A 19,760-nucleotide genomic window follows, 5' to 3' on the forward strand; every position below is an offset into this window, starting at 1 on the left:
TAAAATCATGAAATCAAACACAAGATATTTAAGCCTGATATTAGGCGCCGCATTCATCATTTTTTCCTCCTGCGTGCTGTTGAAGCAAAAGGATAAACCCACTTTATTTTTGATTGGCGATTCGACTGTGAAAAACGGCAAAGGCAAAGGCGACGGCAGTTTGTGGGGTTGGGGAAGTTTCATCGGTGAGTTCTTCGACACCGAAAAAATTAATGTAGAGAATGATGCCCTGGGCGGTACAAGCAGCCGTACTTTCCAAACCAATGGTTTATGGGATGCGGTATTGGCCAAAGTAAAAAAAGGGGATTTCGTGATGATGCAGTTCGGGCATAACGACAGCAGCCCTCTGGATGACACAGCCCGCGCCCGCGGTACCATTAAAGGAATTGGCATGGAAAGCAAGGAAACCTACAACCCGATTAAGAAAAAGCAGGAAGTAGTATACACCTATGGCTGGTACATGCGCAAGTTTATAAATGACATTAAAGCAAAAGGCGCTACAGCAATCATCTGCTCGTCCATTCCACGTAATCCGGTAAAAGATAATAAGGTGGTTTTAGCAAACGATAGTTATGCAGCCTGGGCTGCAGAAGTGGCGAAGGCCGAAAAGGTCGATTTTATTCCGCTCAATCAATTGATAAAGGATAAATACACCACCTTGAAAGCAGAGGAGGTGAACGCTTATTTCACGGAGAAGGACCATACGCATACCAATGAAGCTGGCGCGAAAGTAAATGCCGCCGCTGTTGTAGAAGGGTTAAAAGCACTGAAATCAAGCAAGCTTAAAGCTTATCTGAAATAAGTAGTGTGAGGTGGTACAGGACACTACAGGTTGCCCGTTATGGATTTAAACCTTATAATAGTGGCCTCAACCAGATATATTTGTGCTTCGGCACGCTTTTCTTTTAAAATATGCAGATAAAGGTATTGTCGTTTACCAGATGGGTAGTTGCAACTATTTGTTTGATTTCTATATTTTCCGCTGGTGTTTCAGCTCAAACCATCTCATTGAAAGGGAAATGGCGTTTTAAAACCGATGCCGCCGATGAAGGGATAAAAGGCAAATGGTATTCCACTGTGCTTCCCGAAACGGTTAACCTCCCCGGCTCTATGGCTGAGAACCTGAAAGGGGATGATATCACCCTGAAAACAAAATGGACAGGTAGCATTTACGACAGCTCCTATTTTTTTCATCCACGTCTGGAAAAATACCGTAAGCCCGGAAACCTTAAAATACCTTTCTGGTTAACACCTGCCAAACACTATACGGGTGCCGCCTGGTATCAGAAAGATATCGAAATTCCCGCCAGCTGGAAAGATAAACGCGTGGTATTATCACTCGAATACCCTCACTCCGAAACCCGGGTGTGGATAGATGACATAGAAGCAGGAACACAGTTTACATTCGTGGTTGCACAAAACTTTGAACTGCCACCGAATCTGAAGGCCGGGAAACATACCATCACGCTCCTGATCGATAACCGGATCAAGGCCATCAACGTGGGTCAGGACTCGCACAGTTTAACCGACCATACACAGGGAAACTGGAACGGCGTAGTGGGAAAGATGTTCCTGCAGGCCGGTTCGCCCGTTTATTTCGAAGACATTCAAATTTATCCCAACCTCAGCAAAAAATCGGCAAAGGTTAAAATTCAGCTTAAAGCACCGCTTGGAAAAGCTTCTGCGGGAAAGATTACTTTATCAGCAAAGAGTTTCAATACCAAAAATCTCCTCAGCGTAAAACCGGTAACTGTTCCTTATCAGCTTAAAAACGGAACAGGCAGTATAGAAGTCGACTTGCCCATGGGCGATAAAATAGCCACCTGGGATGAATTCGATCCGGCTTTATACCGTTTGACAGCATCATTACTGGCTAAAGATGGTAAGAAAGATGAGAAACAGGTCCAGTTCGGGATGCGCGAATTTAAAGCCGCAGGCCGGAATTTTACCATTAACGGCCGTCCTGTATTTCTTAGAGGCACGGTGAACAACTGCGAATTTCCACTTACCGGATATCCTGCAATGGATGTAGCGGCCTGGGAGCGTATTTTCAAAATCTCTAAAGCCCACGGTTTAAACCACATGCGTTTCCACTCCTGGTGCCCGCCCGAAGCGGCTTTCATTGCTGCTGATTTAACCGGTTTTTACATACAGCCCGAAGGTCCGAGCTGGGCCAACCACGGTACATCGATAGGAGATGGTAAGCCCATCGACCAGTTTATTTATGATGAAACCAACCGCATGACGAAAAGCTACGGAAACTATGCTTCTTTTTGCATGATGGCATACGGTAACGAACCACGCGGCAGACAGGTAGAGTATTTAACTAAATTCAATAATTACTGGAAAGCCAAAGATTCACGCCGGCTTTATACCGGAGCATCGGTAGGTGGCAGCTGGCCGGTCATTCCCAATAACGAATACATGGTGCGTGCAGGCGCCAGAGGCCTGGATTGGGGCAAAAGGCCGGAAAGCATATCAACCTATGCCAAACAGATTGAGCAGTTTAATGTTCCTTTCGTGGCGCATGAAATGGGACAGTATTGTGCCTTTCCGAATTTTGAAGAAATTAAAAAATACACGGGTGTGTACCGTGCAAAAAACTTTGAAATGTTTCAGGAAGACCTGGGCGATCATGATATGGCGACTCAGGCGAAAGATTTCCTGATAGCCTCCGGTAAATTACAGGCCCTTTGTTATAAAAATGAAATTGAAAAGGCCCTAAGAACACCAGATTACAACGGTTACCAGTTATTGTCGCTAAACGATTATCCCGGTCAGGGTACCGCTCTGGTTGGGGTGCTCGATGCCTTCTGGGAGGAGAAAGGGTATATTTCTGCAAAAGAATTCAGGCGCTTCTCCAATAGTACTGTGCCTTTACTCGAAGTGCCAAAGTTCATTTACACCAATAACGAAACATTTGCCGCCACCGTCAAAATCGCACATTGGGGTGCCCGCGAAATGGAGAATGCCCGCATCAACTGCCGGATTACCGACGCTGAGGGTAAAATCTTTCATAAGGTGGAATTCAGCGGAATGCATATTCCTATCGGTGGGGCAATCAAAGTTGGGGAAATCAGTAGCACACTTCAAACCATTACCAAAGCGCAGAAACTTCACGTTGAAGTAAGCATCGAGGGAACTGAATTTGCCAACGATTGGGACATCTGGGTATATCCTGCCGAATTACCCAGGTTTAAAACAAGCTTTTATTATAGCGATAAACTGGATGATCAGGCAAAGAAAATACTGGAAGAGGGTGGCAATGTTTTTCTGAATGCCGCAGGTAAGGTGGTAAAAGGTAAGGAAGTGGTGCAAACCTTTTTACCTGTATTCTGGAACACTTCCTGGTTCAAAATGCGCCCACCGCATACTACGGGCATACTCTGCGATCCTAAACACCCGGCATTGGCCAACTTTCCAACCGATAACCATAGCGATATGCAGTGGTGGGAAATTGTAAATAAGGCCCAGGTAATGAATCTGGAAGATTTCCCTTCAGGGTTTAAACCCATTATCCAACCCATCGATACCTGGTTCATGAACCGGAAGCTGGCCCTCGTTTTAGAAGCCCGCGTTGCTAAAGGAAAACTCATTATTTCCAGTGCCGCTTTGTCGCCTGATTTAAAGAATTCACCCGCGGCTCAGCAACTTTTTTTTAGCTTACAGCAATACATGATGTCGGATCAGTTCAGTCCGAAATATGAAGTAGCCTATAATATCATCAAAGATATCTTCGAAAGCCCCTCAAAAATTCAATTCGATACCTTTACCAAAGACAGTCCTGATGAATTGAAACCTAAACCAAATTCGAATTAAAAATACTATTGAAATATGAATACTCCAACTATGAATAAGTTCCTTTCCACTTCCGTTTGTTTCCTGCTGATCACTACCCAACTCTTTGCCCAAAAACTACCTAACAAAAAAGAGGTTTTAAAAGCATTGAAGCTTACGAATGCCTACTTTATGAACAAATGGCCCGATGCAGGTAAATCAATCATCACGAACAGAGAGCGGCCAAGTAACATCTGGACCAGGGCGGTTTATTATGAAGGCTTAATGGGCTTGTATTCGATTCATCCGGATAAAGCCTACTATGATTATGCCGTTCAATGGGGTGAAAAACATAAATGGGGCTTAAGAAATGGCATCCAGACCCGCAATGGTGATGACCAGGCCTGCGGACAAACCTATATCGATCTGTATAACATCGATAAAAAGCCCGAACGCATTAAAGATATTAAAGCCTCAATGGACCTGATGGTTCAATCAGGAAAGGTGAACGACTGGACCTGGATCGACGCCTTGCAGATGGCCATGCCTGTATTTGCTAAACTGGGCAAGTTGTACAATGATCATACCTATTACGATTATATGTACAAGATGTACCTGCATAGCAAAAATGTAGAAGGTGGTGGCTTATACAATGCGAAAGATGGCTTGTGGTGGAGAGACAAAGATTTTGTGCCTCCCTATAAAGAGCCTAATGGAGAAGATTGTTACTGGGCACGCGGAAATGGCTGGGTAATCGCTGCATTTGTCCGTGTTCTGGAAACTATGCCTAAAGATGCTGCAGGACATGATGAATACCTGAAAACTTACCACGAAATGATCAAAGCTTTAGTGCCGCTCCAACGTGCAGATGGCTTCTGGAATGTGAGTTTACACGATCCCAATCACTTTGGTGGTAAAGAAACATCTGGCACTGCACTATTTGTTTACGGCATGGCCTGGGGCGTAAACCAGGGCATCCTGGATAAGGCTACTTATCTGCCGGTAATCATCAAGGCATGGAACGGAATGGCCAAGGAATCGGTTCAGAAAAATGGTTTCCTTGGATTTTTGCAGGGAACCGGTAAAGAGCCAAAAGATGGCCAGCCGGTAACCTATACCAGTGTGCCCGATTTTGAGGACTATGGTATAGGTTGTTTCCTTTTGGCTGGAACCGAAGTGTACAAACTGAAAAAATAATACCAATATCCCGGGAATTCCCATTCACAAGACACATATGTTAAAAAGATATTTAGCGTTTGCCCTGATCCTGTCTGCAACCGCTGCATTTTCACAAAGCATTGGCGATTACAAAGCCGGTTTCAAACGCCAGGGAAATGCCATTTCATTTTCCACCACCAAAGGCGAAATAAAACTGGATTTCTGCACGCCGGAAATGTTCAGGTTTCGCAGCAGCTGGAATCATACCTTCGAAAAGAATGAAGATTTGATGGTCATCAGGTACGATTGGCCGGCGGTTGCCGTTACCGTAGTGGAGAAGAAAGACCAGTTTATTCTGACTACCGGAAAGATAGTGGTTAAGCTCAATAAGTCGCCATTCAGGGTAAATGTTTACGATTTAAAAGGAAAGCTACTCAGTTCGGAAGTGAACGGTGCCACTGTTAAAGAAAATAGCAGGGTGGGCGTAACGAAAAAGCTTCAGGCCGATGAACATTTCTTTGGTTTTGGTGAGCGCATGGATTTCATGGATCGCCGCTTTAAAAAAGTAACCTTAAATGTCGGCCGCGGGAAAGGCCTGCCTCATGCCATTGGTGCCTACAATATCCTGGAGGCCAACTATTGTCCGGTGCCGTTTTTTATGAGTACCAAAGGTTACGGTATTTTCCTGCATAATTCATTTGCCACAGAATGGGATATGGGTGCATCCAATAAAAACCAATATAGCTTTAAGGCTGTCGACGGGGAACTTGATTACTATTTCATTTATGGGCCTACCTTCCCATCCATCTTAAATTCCTACACTGCGGTTACAGGTAAATCGCCCCTGTTGCCTCAGTTTGCACTTGGTTTACATGCTGGTACCTATAGTGGCGGCACCTGGGGTTATGAAGAAAAAACTTCAGATCAGTATGTGGTGGAACTGGCCAGAAAATACCGGGAGCTGGGCATTCCGGTTGATTTGCTCTGGCTGGATTCTACCTGGCGTTTATTTGGCGAAATTGGTGGCAAGGGGGCTACTTCCTTCGAGTGGAGAGAAACTTTTAAAAACCCTAAAGGCATGTTTGATAGCATTTATGCCATGAACTATAAAATGGTGGGACTGCATCTCCGCCCGAGATTTGACAATGCAAAAAAGCTTAACCTGCTTGATCAGGCACAGGCAAAAGGGTATACCTATCCAGAGAATGGTAAGCCGGGGGAGTTTGTCAACTTCTTCGACCAGAAGGCCACGCAATGGTGGTGGGACAATGGGGTAATGCGTGTAGCTAAACTGGGCGCCAAATTCCTCAAAACAGATGAAGGAAGTGCTTTTGGAGCTCTGGCAAACGAAAGTGAAAAAGTAGGCCCCACAGGTAAGGATGCAGAGCGCTTACACAATGTGTTTCCTGTGGCCTATGCAAAGGCGCCTTTTCTGGAATTTGAAAAGTTTAACGGTTTTAGGGGGTTGAACCAAACCCGTGAAGGCTATTCCGGTATCCAGCGTTACCCTTATATTTTTGCCGGCGACTGGCCTAGCGAGTGGCAATACTTCGCTCCGGTAATTAAGGCCGGATTAAATATTGGTATTTCCGGGGTAGGTTCCTGGGCACACTGTATGGGCGGTTTCGAGCATCAGGCCGATCCTGAGCTCTATATTCGCTGGGTGCAGTTTGGTATGTTCAGTCCCATTGCCCTGGTTTTCGGGATGGACTATCCTGGGTATAAAGAGCCCTGGAAATATGGTGAAGATGCTTTAAGAAATTTCAAAAAATATGATCTCCTGAGGTACAGGTTGTTTCCTTATCTCTATACCACCATGCACCAGCAATATGCAACAGGTATGCCGATGATGAGGGCACTGGTGTTGGACCATCAGGATGATGAAAATGTGTACGAAATCGGCGATCAGTACCTGTTTGGCGATAACCTGATGGTGGCTCCGGTCACCATAAAAGGAGCCATTACGCGCTCGGTTTACCTGCCTGAAGGAACCTGGTTTAACTACTGGACCAACGAAAAATATGAAGGCAAGAGCTACCATCATGTGGTGGCCCCCTTAGATACCATTCCACTTTTTGTTAAGGCAGGGAGCATTATCCCAATGCAGCCGGAAATGATCTATAGCGGCGAAAAACCGGTAGATGTAATTACACTGGATGTATTTCCTTTTGGCGATTCCCGGTATAACCTTTACGAAGATGATAACCTGAGTTCGGATTACAAAACCGGGAAATTCGCCACAACCCGCATCAGTTCATCGCTGAAAGTAAGCACACTGGTATTAAAAATAGAAAAGCCTGTCGGATCGTTCCAGCCCGGCAACCATCAGTATATGGCTAAAATCCACTGGAATAGTAAAACGGCACCGAAGCAGGTAAGCGAAAATACTGCAAAGTTAAATGCAGTTAATCGTGCCGAAAAGCTGGATAAAATTGCAGGCTGGTTTTATGATGAAAAAACCAGAACGCTCTGGATAAAGTCAAAAGGAAATAACAGTACAGACATCAGTTTTCAAATCAATTAAAATCTGCGTCATCCGTGTCATCTGCGGGAACTAAAAGCATGCATTAAAAACAAACAATGAAAATTGCCTTCAAAATGAAACTCAAGCCCGGATACGCGGCAGAATATAAAACCCGTCACGATCAGATCTGGCCGGAATTATCGGCTTTGCTCAAAGCCAATGGCATCAGTGACTATTCCATTTTCCTCGACGAAGAAACCAATACCTTATTCGCGGTACAACAGCAAAGAGGTAACTCTTCTCAGGATCTGGGCAGTACCGAAATTGTACAAAAGTGGTGGGCCTACATGGCCGACATCATGGAAACCAACCCTGATCATTCCCCTGTAAGCGTTCCCCTCGATATGGTCTTTCACCTTGATTAAGCTATCATGTTAAAAAAAAGAATCCTGCTTTTCCTCTCCCTCAGTGCTGCTGTACAATTACATGCGCAGCAGGCGGCAAAAGTCGTTGCCTGGCCGAAAATAGAACAGCAAATGAAACCCTGGACCCGCTGGTGGTGGATGGGCAATGCGGTTGATGAAAAGAACCTGGGTCTTGTATTGCAGAAATACAAAGATGCGGGTTTAGGCGGGGTGGAAATCACCCCGATCTACGGGGCAGTGGGTTACGAAAAACAATACCTGCAATTCCTTTCCCCCCAATGGATGGACATCCTGCATTTCACGGTGAAGAAAGCCAATGCATTGGGTATGGGCGTAGATATGAATACCGGTACAGGCTGGCCCTTTGGCGGTCCGCAGGTTAAACCTGAAAATGCGGCTACTAAACTCATTATTCAGGACTACGAGCTAAAAGCCGGCGAGAAGTTAAACGAGGGAATAAAAGTTAAAGAAGCTAAGCAGGATTTTGCACGGCTACAGGCATTAACCGCATACGGACCAAACGGGGAAACCGAAAATATACTGGGAGCTGTACAGCAGGATGGAACCTTGAACTGGTCGCCCAAATCAGGTACATGGAAAATATATGCTGCTTTCGCAGGCAAAACCCGCCAGATGGTAAAACGTGCTGCACCGGGAGGGGAGGGCTTTACGCTCGATCACCTCGACAGGCAATCGGTGAATGTTTACCTGAAAAGATTTACCGATGCTTTTGGAAATCAACCTCAGGGAATCCGTTCATTTTTTAACGACAGCTATGAGGTTTATGGCGCTACATGGACGCCCACTTTTTTCGAAACATTCAAGAAAAACAGGGGTTACGACCTCACAAGTTACATCAAAGACCTGGCAGGCAAGGATTCCACCAGCGTACAGGTTGCCCGTTTAAAGTCCGATTATCGCGAAACGATGGACGAACTTCTGCTGGATAACTTTACCAAAAACTGGAAAGACTGGGCCCATGGCCTGCATTCCCTGACCAAAAACCAGTCGCATGGATCCCCGGGGAACCTGCTTGATTTATACGGAACAGTAGATATTCCTGAAACCGAGATTTTCGGTTCAAGTGCTTTCGGTATTCCCGGACTGCGCCGGGATCAGGAGGACATCAGGAATGTTGATCCCGATCCGATCATGGGTATGTTTGCTTCATCGGCGGCACATACCAACGGAAAGAACCTGGTTTCATCCGAAACCTTTACCTGGCTCACCGAACATTTTAAAACTTCATACTCGCAATGCAAGCCTGAAGCCGAGAAGCTGTTCCTTTCCGGAATCAACCACATTTTCTATCATGGTACCACCAATTCGCCCGAAAATGTGCCCTGGCCGGGCTGGCTGTTTTATGCTTCGGTTGAAATGAATCCCAATAACAGCTTATGGCCGCACGCCAAAGGCTTAAATGACTACATCGCCCGCTGCCAGTCGATACTACAAGCCGGAAAACCCGACAATGAAATCTTAATTTACTGGCCGGTTTATGATGTATGGAACCAGGCAAAAGGGTTGGATATGGCACTGAAAGTTCACGACGTAGACGAATGGTTACACCCTTCGGCATTCTATAAACTGGCTACCCAGCTTTCTAAATCCGGTTGCGCCTATGATTTTGCATCAGACCGCTTGCTGGGCAGAACAAAAGTGCTGAACAAAACCTTACAAACAGCAGAAAATGCATCGCCTTACCGGGTGCTCATCGTGCCCTCCAGCCAAATGATGCGTTCGGAAACTCTAGATAATATTGTACAATTGGCGGAAGATGGTGCAACGGTTATTTTCCAGGAATTACCGCAGGATGTTCCCGGTTTAAATAATCTTGAAAACAGACGCGCTAAACTTAAATCTACGCTCGCCACACTTACCTTTAAAAAAGGTTCCGACGGCATCGGCGTTTATCCTGCCGGCAAAGGAAAAATACTCCTGAGCAGTAATGTGCAGCTGGCGTTAAGCAGTATCGGCATCAACAGGGAAGCCTTAACAGATACAGGCCTGCAGATGATTAAGCGTAAGGTTAATAATGCAACCTATTATTATACTGTTAACCATACGGCAAAAGATATCGATACTTACCTGCCGCTCAATACGCCGGGGAACGTGACCTTGCTTGATCCGCAGAGCGGCGCAATTGGTACAGCAGTACTGAAAGATCATAAAGTGCATGTGCAGATTAAATCAGGTGAAGCACTGTTTCTAATGGTTGCACAACAACAGCCACAGAATGCGGCATGGCGTTATCTGAATAAAGCTGGAAATCCCCTTACCCTTAACCAGCCATGGCACCTCCATTTTACCAGTGGCGGACCTGAGCTTCCCGCTGATCAGCAACTGGATAAACTGGTTTCATGGACGGATTTAAAAGACCCGAAACTGGAAGCCTTTTCAGGTACTGGTGTGTATACATCTGAGTTTAATCTGCCAGTCAAAAATGCCAAAGAATATGTGTTAAACCTTAATCAGGTTGATGAAAGTGCGAAGGTATGGATCAATGGACAGGAGCTGGGTATTTTATGGAGTATCCCATTTGAGGCACGTATTGGAAAATACCTGAAACCCGGAAAAAACACCATCAAAATTGAGGTCGTAAATCTGATGGCCAACCGGATCCGCGATATGGACCGGAAGAAAGTTCAATGGAGAAATTACCATGAAATCAACTTTGTCAACATCAATTACAAGCCATTTGATGCGGCAAACTGGGCAGTACAGCCTTCAGGACTCGTTGGACCGGTAACAATCACCCCGTTTTTTTAACAATAATTCTGGTTTAAATACTTAAAAAGTGCCTTTTGGCACTTTTTTTCTAAAAATAAAAATTAGGAGTAAATCGATTTATAAGCATCAGGCATGATGTATTCCTTTTTATGCTAAGATTTTATAATAACCGACAGGATAGTACAGGATGGGAGAAGCTGCCTATGTCTCTATATTTAAATCAATTATTTTACTAACCAAATAACCGAAAACCAAATATTAAAATTAACGATCGTTAAGCCTGATTTATGCAATAAAAATCTACTCTTATTTCTTATCCGCTCATTCCCTTTATTCTAACCGATCCTCATAGATTCTTGTTCGCAATTTAGCTTAAGACCGTCATGTCTAATAAAATTGCTATGAGTAAAATTTTACAACAATCATTATTTGTCTTACTGACATTTGTCATCGTGCTGAGCAGTTGCCGGAAAAAGGAATTCGATGAGTTTTATGGCAGGCCAGAAACACTTGCCGATCCCATTTACCAACAGCTTCAGGCAAAAGGAAACTTTACCAAATTTCTCGAGTGTATCGATAAATCAGGTTATAAGGAAACTTTAAGCGCGGCCGGCTCCTGGACCGTATTTGCACCTACCGATGAAGCTTTTGCGGTTTACCTGAAAGAAAATAACCTGACGGAGGTAAGTGTTGACCAGGCCTCTGCCATTGTGCGCTACTCCATGACCTACGATGGAGAGAAGATCGAACGTTTAAGCGATAACCTGACTGCCAGGGGTTTTGTTAAAAACTCTGGTTTCAGACGCAGAACGGTTTTCTACGACTTTGTTTACGATGGTACCGACAATGATGGCCGTTCAATAAAAGTGATCGCAGCTAACCGCAATGGCAGTTACCTGTCAACCGATTTCAATAACAAAAATCTGCCGTATTTTTTACCTCCTTTCATGACCTTTGCCGGCATAGGAGCTACTGATTATAATTACTTTTTCCCCGGAACAGAGTATACCGGTAAAAATGTTGGCCCGGCAAAAATTACCGAACAGGATATTGTAGCTGAAAATGGGGTTATCCATATCATTGATAGGGTATTAACGCCACCGCAAAGCATTGATCAGTACATTACTACCAAAACACAATACAGTGCTTTCAAATCGCTGCTTGATAAATACGTTTCATATAGCATCAACACCGATATCAGTCACCGCTATCAGGTGCTTACCGGTAAAAGTGATAATGTTTACGCTAAAATATATAGTGGTGTTTTAGGATTTTCACCAAACAATGAAAACTATCTAAAGCTTGATGCAAATGATGCCCAGGCGGGTATGTATACCATTTTTGCACCAACTGATGCCGCAGTGGAAGCTTATTCGAAGGTTTTGCTGAAATATTATGCGAAGAACAGGCTTCAGCCGGGAAACTACAAAGCACAGCTTTCAGAATTATATGCTTTGAGACCAGATATCATCAGGGATTTTGTGAATTCGCACTTTTATACTGTTCCGGTTTGGCCAGGAAAGTTCAGCACCGTAAACAGTGTTTTGGGCGAAGTAACCAAGCTCAGTCCCTCCAATGTAGTGGATAAACAATTCCTGAGCAACGGTTTACTATATGGCGTGAGTACGGCACAAAATGCCAATTCCTTTTCTACCGTATATGGAAAGGTTAACCTCGATCCAACTTTTTACATTATGAAGCAGGCGCTGGATGTGTTAGGTTATACCATTCCTATTAAAACCGCTTCCCTTAAATATGTGATTGTACCCATCCCTGATGCCACGCTGGTGAGTTTAGGCTTTTCTTATGATCCGTTCTTTCCTACAGCGCCGATCAGGGGTGATTTAACAATCCTTCGCCGTTTGCTTCAAACCCATATTATTCCTTTGGGCGACAGGGCAGTACCTAATTTCACAACTGCTGCCGGTATTCTGGAGACATCGAATGGTGAATACATCAAATACAACAGAGGGGTGCTTTCTTCTGCAGGAACGGAAGACCTTGCAGCAACCAGTGATAAAACCATTCCTATTGATTCCATCACCACGGCGGTTAATGGTGCTGACGTTTATGCCACACGGGTTTTAGCCTATACGGCATTACCGGTAAGTAAACACATTGAAAAATACGGAACGGCTACTACCGATCCATACTACTCTTTTTTTCAGTTCCTGAAGAATAACGTAACCCTTTATAATGCTACAACCGGCGCCATACAGGGTGTAAGTGATGGTAGCTTTTATTCAGTATTTATCCCAACCAATGCGGCCATTCAGGCTGCGGTAACGGCTGGTTTGCTGCCTAAACTGGCAAACGGGCTTCCGAATTATGCACCTACCGATGCATTGGATATCAGTAAGGTATCTAAGTTTATCCAGTATCACATCATTAAAAACAGCGTGGCCAGCGACGGACAAAAAACAGGGACTTTCGAAAGCCTGCTTAAAGATGAATCGGGAGATGCAGCGAAAGTAACGGTGGCCACCAATACAACCACTTCCCTTATTCTTCGTGATGTAACCAATGCTACGGTGAATGTATTACTAGGCGCAAACGACCGCAGTAATGTGCTGTCAAACCGCACAGTGATTCACCAAATCAACTCTTACTTAAAATATCAATTCTAACCAATATGCTCAATAGATATCATTTTAGTGTTTTTATCTGGCTATGCTGTATGCTGATGGCTGCTATTACCCATGCCCAGCAAATCAACTATGTAAAGGGAAAGGTAATTGATAAAAAAGACAAGCAACCCATCATTGGCGCCTCTGTGGTCATCATCGATAAAGATAAAAGGGTTATTAAAGGAGTTTCAACAGATATTGATGGAAACTACAGTTTGCCGGTTGCCGATAAAACTTACCGCATATCCGTTTCTTATATCGGATACAAATCTACAACAGGTGTGGCAATCGACCGCCCGGTAATCAATTTCCAGCTCGAGTCTGAAAATAACCAGATGGAGGAAGTGCAGATTGTTTCGAGAGCTAAAGCAGCGACAGGTAGTGGAATGGTTATCGATAAACGCGACCAGACCTCATCAACGGTTACGATTGACGCCAAAGAACTTGAAGATATGCAGGCTGCATCGATTGATCAGGCCTTACAGGGCAGGATGGCAGGGGTTGACATCACGGCCAGTACCGGTGATCCGGGAGCACCTATGCAGATCAGGATTCGCGGAACTTCATCAATCAACGGTGCCACAGATCCGCTTATCGTATTGGATGGTATGCCTTACGACATTACCATTCCTTCTGATTTTGATTTTGCCACTTCTGATGAAAATAACTACGGACAATTATTAAACATTGCACCTTCGGATATTAAAGAAATCAGTGTATTGAAAGATGCGGCTGCAACAGCCGTGTGGGGTTCAAGGGGCGCAAATGGCGTGTTGGTGATCACTACAAAAAGGGGATCGATCGGCCCCCCAGCCATTTCCTATAATTTTAAAGGATCGTATTCCAAGCAGCCAAGCCCAATCCCGATGCTGAATGGAAATCAGTATTCTTCATTGATACTCGAAGAATTTTACAATGCAGGACGTCAGTTTTCGACCACTGAATTCGCTAAAGAATTTCAGTACGATAAAAATGATCCATATAATTACTACAATTATAGCAACAATACCGATTGGCTTGCAGCCATTACCAGGGTAGGTTATTTACAGGATCACAATCTTTCCATTTCCGGCGGTGGTGAAAAGGCGCGCTATCGTGCCTCTGTAAATTATTTTAATCAAAACGGAACCACGATAGGTACTGACCTTAACCGTATATCAGCGAGGGTGAATCTGGATTATGTGGTATCGGAAAAGATTAGGTTTACGTCCGATTTTGCCTATACCCATATTGATCAGAATGCATTGTATAATCCACTGGGTGGCAGAGACCGGATCAGGGAAACGGCTTATACCAAAATGCCAAACCAAAGCCTGTATGAGTATGACGAATATGGTAACCTGACGGATAATTTCTTTAGCCCTGCTGCAACAGCTCAAGGGGCCTATTCAACTACTTTTAATCCATTGGCGATGGCGAGTGCAGGTATCAACCATCAGCTGGGAGAACGGATTACACCAAAGTTCAGTTTACAATATAAAATTATTCCTGAATTGGTCTTCAATGGAAGTTTTCTGGTAAATATCAACAACACCAAAGTTAAAACCTTTTTGCCTCAGATTGCAACCGGCCGCCCTTTTACTGAGTCTGTCGTGAATACTGCTTTCGACCAGGATGGTGATTCCTTTACCATGAATACCAGTATGAATCTAGCTTATAGTCCAACCCTGGGGCCGAAACACAATCTGATCGCCTTTTTAAGGTTTGATAGTGAAGACAGCCGCCGTGCCAGTCAATACCTCCTTGCCACTAATACAGCGTCTTCTTTTTTGACCGATCCTTCAGTAGATAGCCGTACCAACCTTTCAAATTCTACCAGTTCGGCTTTTAACCAGTCTCGCTCCGTAGGTTTACTGGCCACTGCCCAATACAAATTCCTCGACCGCTACATCATCAATGCAGGGATCAGGGGAGATGGAAACTCTAAATTCGGTGCAGGTAACCGTTATGGTGTATTTCCTTCAATATCCACCCGCTGGAGGATTTCAGGCGAACCTTTCATGAAAAGAACCGATAAATATATTGATGATTTCAGTTTAAGGGCCAGTTATGGTAAAAGCGGTAACGCACCGAGATATGATTATACTTTTTACAATATTTACCAGAATTATGGCTTTAGCTACCTGGGCAATGCAGGCGTTTACTCCACCAACCTGGAGCTTTCTAACCTGAAGTGGGAAACGGTAACCCAATCCAATGTAGGGATTACCTTAAACATGTTCAAAAGGTTGTACATCGACTTCGATCTTTATCGTAAACGTACAACCGATTTATTCTATGAAGACTTAGCGGTACCTACTTATAATGGTTATTCTACTGTTGATATGAATGTTGGCACCATGGATAACCAGGGATGGGAATTTAATGTGACGGGTACAGTAATGAAGTCACAAAAATTCAGATGGGACATGAGTTTCAATATCGCCCACAATGAAAATGTGATTCGGGAAGTTTCTCCGTTGTATCCACGTGAAAACAGGGGTAGGGTAACACAGAACAATGTATACAAAGTGTTCGTTCAGGAGAACAATCCTTTCGGATCTTTTTATGGCTTTAAATTTAAAGGCGTGTACAAAGATAAAAACTCCACAATCGCTGTGGATGAAAACGGTAACCAGATTGTAGGGCCTAACGGCGATAAGGTGTACATGCGTTTTGCCTATCCTTCTATTGATTATGTTTTCCAACCCGGAGATGCCATTTATGAAGACATCAATCACGATGGTAACATCGATTACAAAGATATCGTGTATCTGGGTAATGGTAATCCGAAAATCACCGGTGGTTTTGGTTCATCCTTTACCATAAACGGAAACCTTAAACTTAGCGTGAACTTCTCATTCCGTACCGGATATGACATTATTAACGGCACTAAAATCAGTACCACCAACATGTACAGCTTTAATAACCAGAGTACCGCAGTTTTACGCCGCTGGAAGAAAGAAGGCGACGAGACCGATATGCCAAGGGCAATTTATGGCGGTGGCTATAACTTCCTCGGATCGGACCGTTACATTGAGGATGGATCGTTTGTAAGACTACGTTCATTGGGCTTAAAATATGATTTTGCTAAAAATCTGATGAAACGCATTGGGATGAAGTCTATCTCTGCAAATGTCATCGTTGAAAACATCCTGACCTTTACGAAGTATACCGGACAAGATCCTGAAGTGCCCATTAAACTGAACGGATCAAATACTGTAGTTGATAATTCTACCACTCCGCCAATTAAAACGGTAACGCTTGGTTTAACTGCTAATTTTTAATATTCACCTGATATGAAAAAGATACTATATACTACCTGTTTATTGTTTATTCTGAGCTTAAGCAGTTCCTGTAATAAATGGCTTGATCTCGAGCCAAGGGATGGTATTACGCGCCAGGAATTCTGGAAAACCAAAGAAGATATCCTGGCTGCGGTTTCGGGTTGTTATACTTCTCTGCTGGCGGCGCCTCCAACGGCGGGAGACCGCTCCCTGCTGGAATACATGTTTATGTTCGGAGAATTAAGAGCCGACATGATTAGTGCCGGGCCAAGTATTACCCCTGCTGAAGTTGATATTATGAATGTAAACATCACTTCAGATAATGGCATCGCCAGCTGGGCGTCATTCTATCGCACTATCAATTATTGTAATACCGTTCTGGATAATGCCCCTAATGTTAAAAGTACCGATCCAACGCTTACTGATGCCATTTTAAACGGCTACCTGTCAGAAGCTTTAACATTGAGAAGTATGATGTATTTCTATCTGGTGCGTACTTTTAGTGATGTACCGTTGAAGTTAAAAGCGACTGTAAAGGATACTGATCTTGAAAACCTGGCTAAAACCAAACAGGCCGATATATTAAAACAAATTGTAGCCGACCTGAAGAAAGCAGAATCCTTTTCGGTAACTACTTATGGAAACACAAAATCAGATAAAGGCAGGGTAACTAAGTTTACCATCAATGCGCTACTGGCCGATGTTTATTTGTGGATGGAAGATTATCCGGCTTCAATAGCGGAGTGCAATAAAATTATCGAATCGCAGCGTTATGCATTGGTTGGTTCAAATTCGGCATGGTACAATACCGTGTTCTTTCGTGGCTCATCTACAGAAACAATATTCGAGTTTGATCAGGCCATTGAAAACCCGTTTTTCAACCTGCTGGTAAATACCAGAAGACGTTACATCGCTTCACCCTTCGTTGCTTCAGAAATCTATATCCCTGATGAAACCGATCCGGATAACGTTTACGACATCAGGCCGGGTTCATTTTATAACAATGCATTCACCATCCAGAAATACGGTACAGAAAATCCGTCTTACGTGAAGTGGCAGGCTTACCGTCTTTCAGATATCATGATGATCAAAGCAGAAGCACTTGCACTTACCGGCGGGGGTGCCGAAGCTTTAGAACTGGTGCGTACTTTACGTACAAGACGGAACGCCGTTAAAGCCACAGAGCAGAATGTTGATCCTGGCGATAGTGACGCAATATGTGATTACATCCTTGCTGAACGTGCCCGCGAATTTGCTTTTGAAGGAAAGCGCTGGTTTGATTTGTTGCGTCACGCCAAACGGAATAATTACAGCAGAATCGACATTTTGCTTGATGTCGTATCGAAAACCGTTATGCCAACCTTGCAGCAATCGGCAATAACCAAATTCAGGGATTATAACAGTCATTATTTGCCTATCCCTCAGGTAGATATTAATACCAATCCAAGTCTCATCCAGAACCCATTTTACACTAAATAGTATACTGACATGAAAATGAAATTAAACATTCACAAGATCACCTATTTGGTTTTGCTCAGTGCATTTATCCTGTTCGTGATTCATGCCTGCAAAAGGGAACAATATACCATAGCCACTACCGATGATGTGAACATCACGGGTTACCTGGAAAAATATCCTGATAAATTCTCCCTGTTTTCGCAGATTTTAGACCGCTCGGGCACTAAAGGTTACCTGGCCGCTTATGGTAAGTACACCATTTTTACCCCCGATAACAATGCGGTTAATGCATGGCTGAAAAAGATCAATAAAACAGCGGTCGATCAGCTCACTCCAGAGGAGCTGAAAAATGTAGTGCGCTTTCACGTATTGCAGGATACTGTTTCAACAGCGAAGTTTACGGATGGTAAGGTTGCGCAGATTACTTTGTACGGACAATATCTGCTTACAGGTGTTACTTTCCAAAATGGAACGAGCAACATTACCATTAATAAAGAGTCTTTAATTACCCAATCCAATGTAAGGGTAGGGAACGGGATCATCCACGTCATTGATCATGTTCTTGAACCCGCAACTAAAACATTGGCTGCTACTATCGAAAGCAATGCCCGTTATGGTATTTTTACCCAGGCTTTAAAAGAAACGGGTTTTTATGACTCATTGAACTATGCACAGTCTGCCGTGCCCGATACTACCCGCCGGTTTCAAACAGTCGTTCTGGAATCTGATTCTGCTATACGTGCAGCAGGGTTTGCAAATTTCGCAGCCCTGAAAGCTAAACTTTCTAAAACCGGGAATACCAAAAGCCATACCGATAGCCTGTGGATGTATGTGGCTTACCATGTATCTCCAGGCGCCAGTTATACAGCGGATATCGTTTCAACGCCATCATTATCAACACTTGTACCGGGGGAAATTGTAACCACTAAACTTTCAGGAACCAGAATACTGTTGAATGATGATGAATTTAATGGTGTGATCGAACCTGGCGTAGAGGTAAACAGAACCTTTAGCAACAATACCGCTTCGAACGGTGTTCTACACGAATCGAGGAGCTTTTACAAAATCAAGCCACGCGTTCCTACCGGAGTTTATTTCGACCTGGGCGATCAGCCGGAGCTAAAGGCCATGGCCGCCTGGAGGGTACCGGGACAATCGATTAGTTTGCTTCAAAACGGGAAATTGATTACGGCCGGCATCCGCCTCGACCAGATCAGGTCGAATACCATTGGTCCGGTTTACTCAACAGCATCCCTTCCATTGGGTGCCGATACCAGAAGTTACGCAAACCGTGATGTCATGAACTTTAACATGAGTATCAGTAACAATGCCCGTGCAGTCTGGATAGAATTCAGATCACCAATGCTGGTAAAAGGGAAATACAAAATCTGGATTTGCTACACCTATAATGTTGCAGGGCCACTCTTGCAGGTGGCTTCAGATGTGGGTACCAATCAGGAACAGATACTTCCCAATCTGGTTGATTTAACGCAGCAATTGACGTCATCAGGTGTTACCGATGCCGGAGCGCTACAATCCTCATCAGACGGGCTGATGCTGACCAATGGCTTTAAACGCTACCTGGGTACAACTGCTGAAACCGCAACAGACGGGGTAACGAAAGGTTTACAGGCAGTGGGAACGAGCAACGGCTGGAAAATTATGCCTGCGAAACTTGCTGGAACGGTAGATATCAAAACGACTGACCGGCACTGGATTCGTTTAACTGCTTTAAGGGGCAATGGAAATGGTGTTAACCTGGATATGATTCATTTCATACCTGTTGATGATGACCAGAACTATCCAAGATTTCATCCAACACCAGGTGTTATTTTTAAACGCCCTTAAGCAGTCT

At 44.0% G+C, this 19,760-nt stretch carries 10 protein-coding genes; all 10 read left to right on the forward strand.

The features are described from left to right. The first annotated feature begins 7 nt into the window (after positions 1-7). The 10 genes from R2Q80_RS02855 (at position 8) to R2Q80_RS02900 (ending at position 19,753) form a co-directional block, all read left to right on the forward strand. On the forward strand, positions 8-802 hold the full coding sequence (locus R2Q80_RS02855) for a rhamnogalacturonan acetylesterase (protein WP_316798131.1): 795 nt from the start codon (positions 8-10) through the stop codon (positions 800-802). 110 nt (positions 803-912) lie between these two features. Then, complete coding sequence (locus R2Q80_RS02860) at positions 913-3,819, forward strand: sugar-binding domain-containing protein (protein WP_316798132.1); 2,907 nt, start codon at positions 913-915, stop codon at positions 3,817-3,819. Between the two features lie 15 nt (positions 3,820-3,834). Further along, the gene (locus tag R2Q80_RS02865) at positions 3,835-4,974 is read left to right on the forward strand and encodes a glycoside hydrolase family 88 protein (protein WP_316798133.1); all 1,140 of its coding nucleotides are present in this window, start codon (positions 3,835-3,837) and stop codon (positions 4,972-4,974) included. 37 nt (positions 4,975-5,011) lie between these two features. Continuing rightward, a complete protein-coding gene (locus R2Q80_RS02870; protein WP_316798134.1) occupies positions 5,012-7,459 on the forward strand; it encodes a glycoside hydrolase family 31 protein in 2,448 nt (815 codons plus the stop codon). A 56-nt stretch (positions 7,460-7,515) separates the two neighbouring features. Beyond that, a complete protein-coding gene (gene rhaM / locus R2Q80_RS02875) occupies positions 7,516-7,824 on the forward strand; it encodes an L-rhamnose mutarotase (protein ID WP_316798135.1) in 309 nt (102 codons plus the stop codon). Between the two features lie 6 nt (positions 7,825-7,830). Then, positions 7,831-10,593 carry a glycosyl hydrolase gene (locus R2Q80_RS02880; RefSeq protein WP_316798136.1) on the forward strand — a complete coding sequence of 921 codons (2,763 nt, stop codon included), beginning with the start codon at positions 7,831-7,833 and terminating at the stop codon, positions 10,591-10,593. 362 nt (positions 10,594-10,955) lie between these two features. Continuing rightward, positions 10,956-13,181, forward strand: coding sequence for a fasciclin domain-containing protein (locus R2Q80_RS02885; protein ID WP_316798137.1), 2,226 nt, complete (start codon positions 10,956-10,958; stop codon positions 13,179-13,181). 5 nt (positions 13,182-13,186) lie between these two features. Further along, positions 13,187-16,447: a SusC/RagA family TonB-linked outer membrane protein gene (locus R2Q80_RS02890; RefSeq protein WP_316798138.1), complete on the forward strand. Its 3,261-nt coding sequence runs from the start codon at positions 13,187-13,189 to the stop codon at positions 16,445-16,447. Between the two features lie 12 nt (positions 16,448-16,459). Beyond that, the gene (locus R2Q80_RS02895) at positions 16,460-17,926 is read left to right on the forward strand and encodes a RagB/SusD family nutrient uptake outer membrane protein (RefSeq protein WP_316798139.1); all 1,467 of its coding nucleotides are present in this window, start codon (positions 16,460-16,462) and stop codon (positions 17,924-17,926) included. A 9-nt stretch (positions 17,927-17,935) separates the two neighbouring features. Next, the gene (locus R2Q80_RS02900) at positions 17,936-19,753 is read left to right on the forward strand and encodes a fasciclin domain-containing protein (protein ID WP_316798140.1); all 1,818 of its coding nucleotides are present in this window, start codon (positions 17,936-17,938) and stop codon (positions 19,751-19,753) included. The last annotated feature ends 7 nt before the right edge of the window (positions 19,754-19,760 follow it).

The organism is Pedobacter frigidisoli, assembly GCF_032678525.1.
Taxonomy (GTDB): Bacteria; Bacteroidota; Bacteroidia; order Sphingobacteriales; family Sphingobacteriaceae; genus Pedobacter; species Pedobacter frigidisoli_A.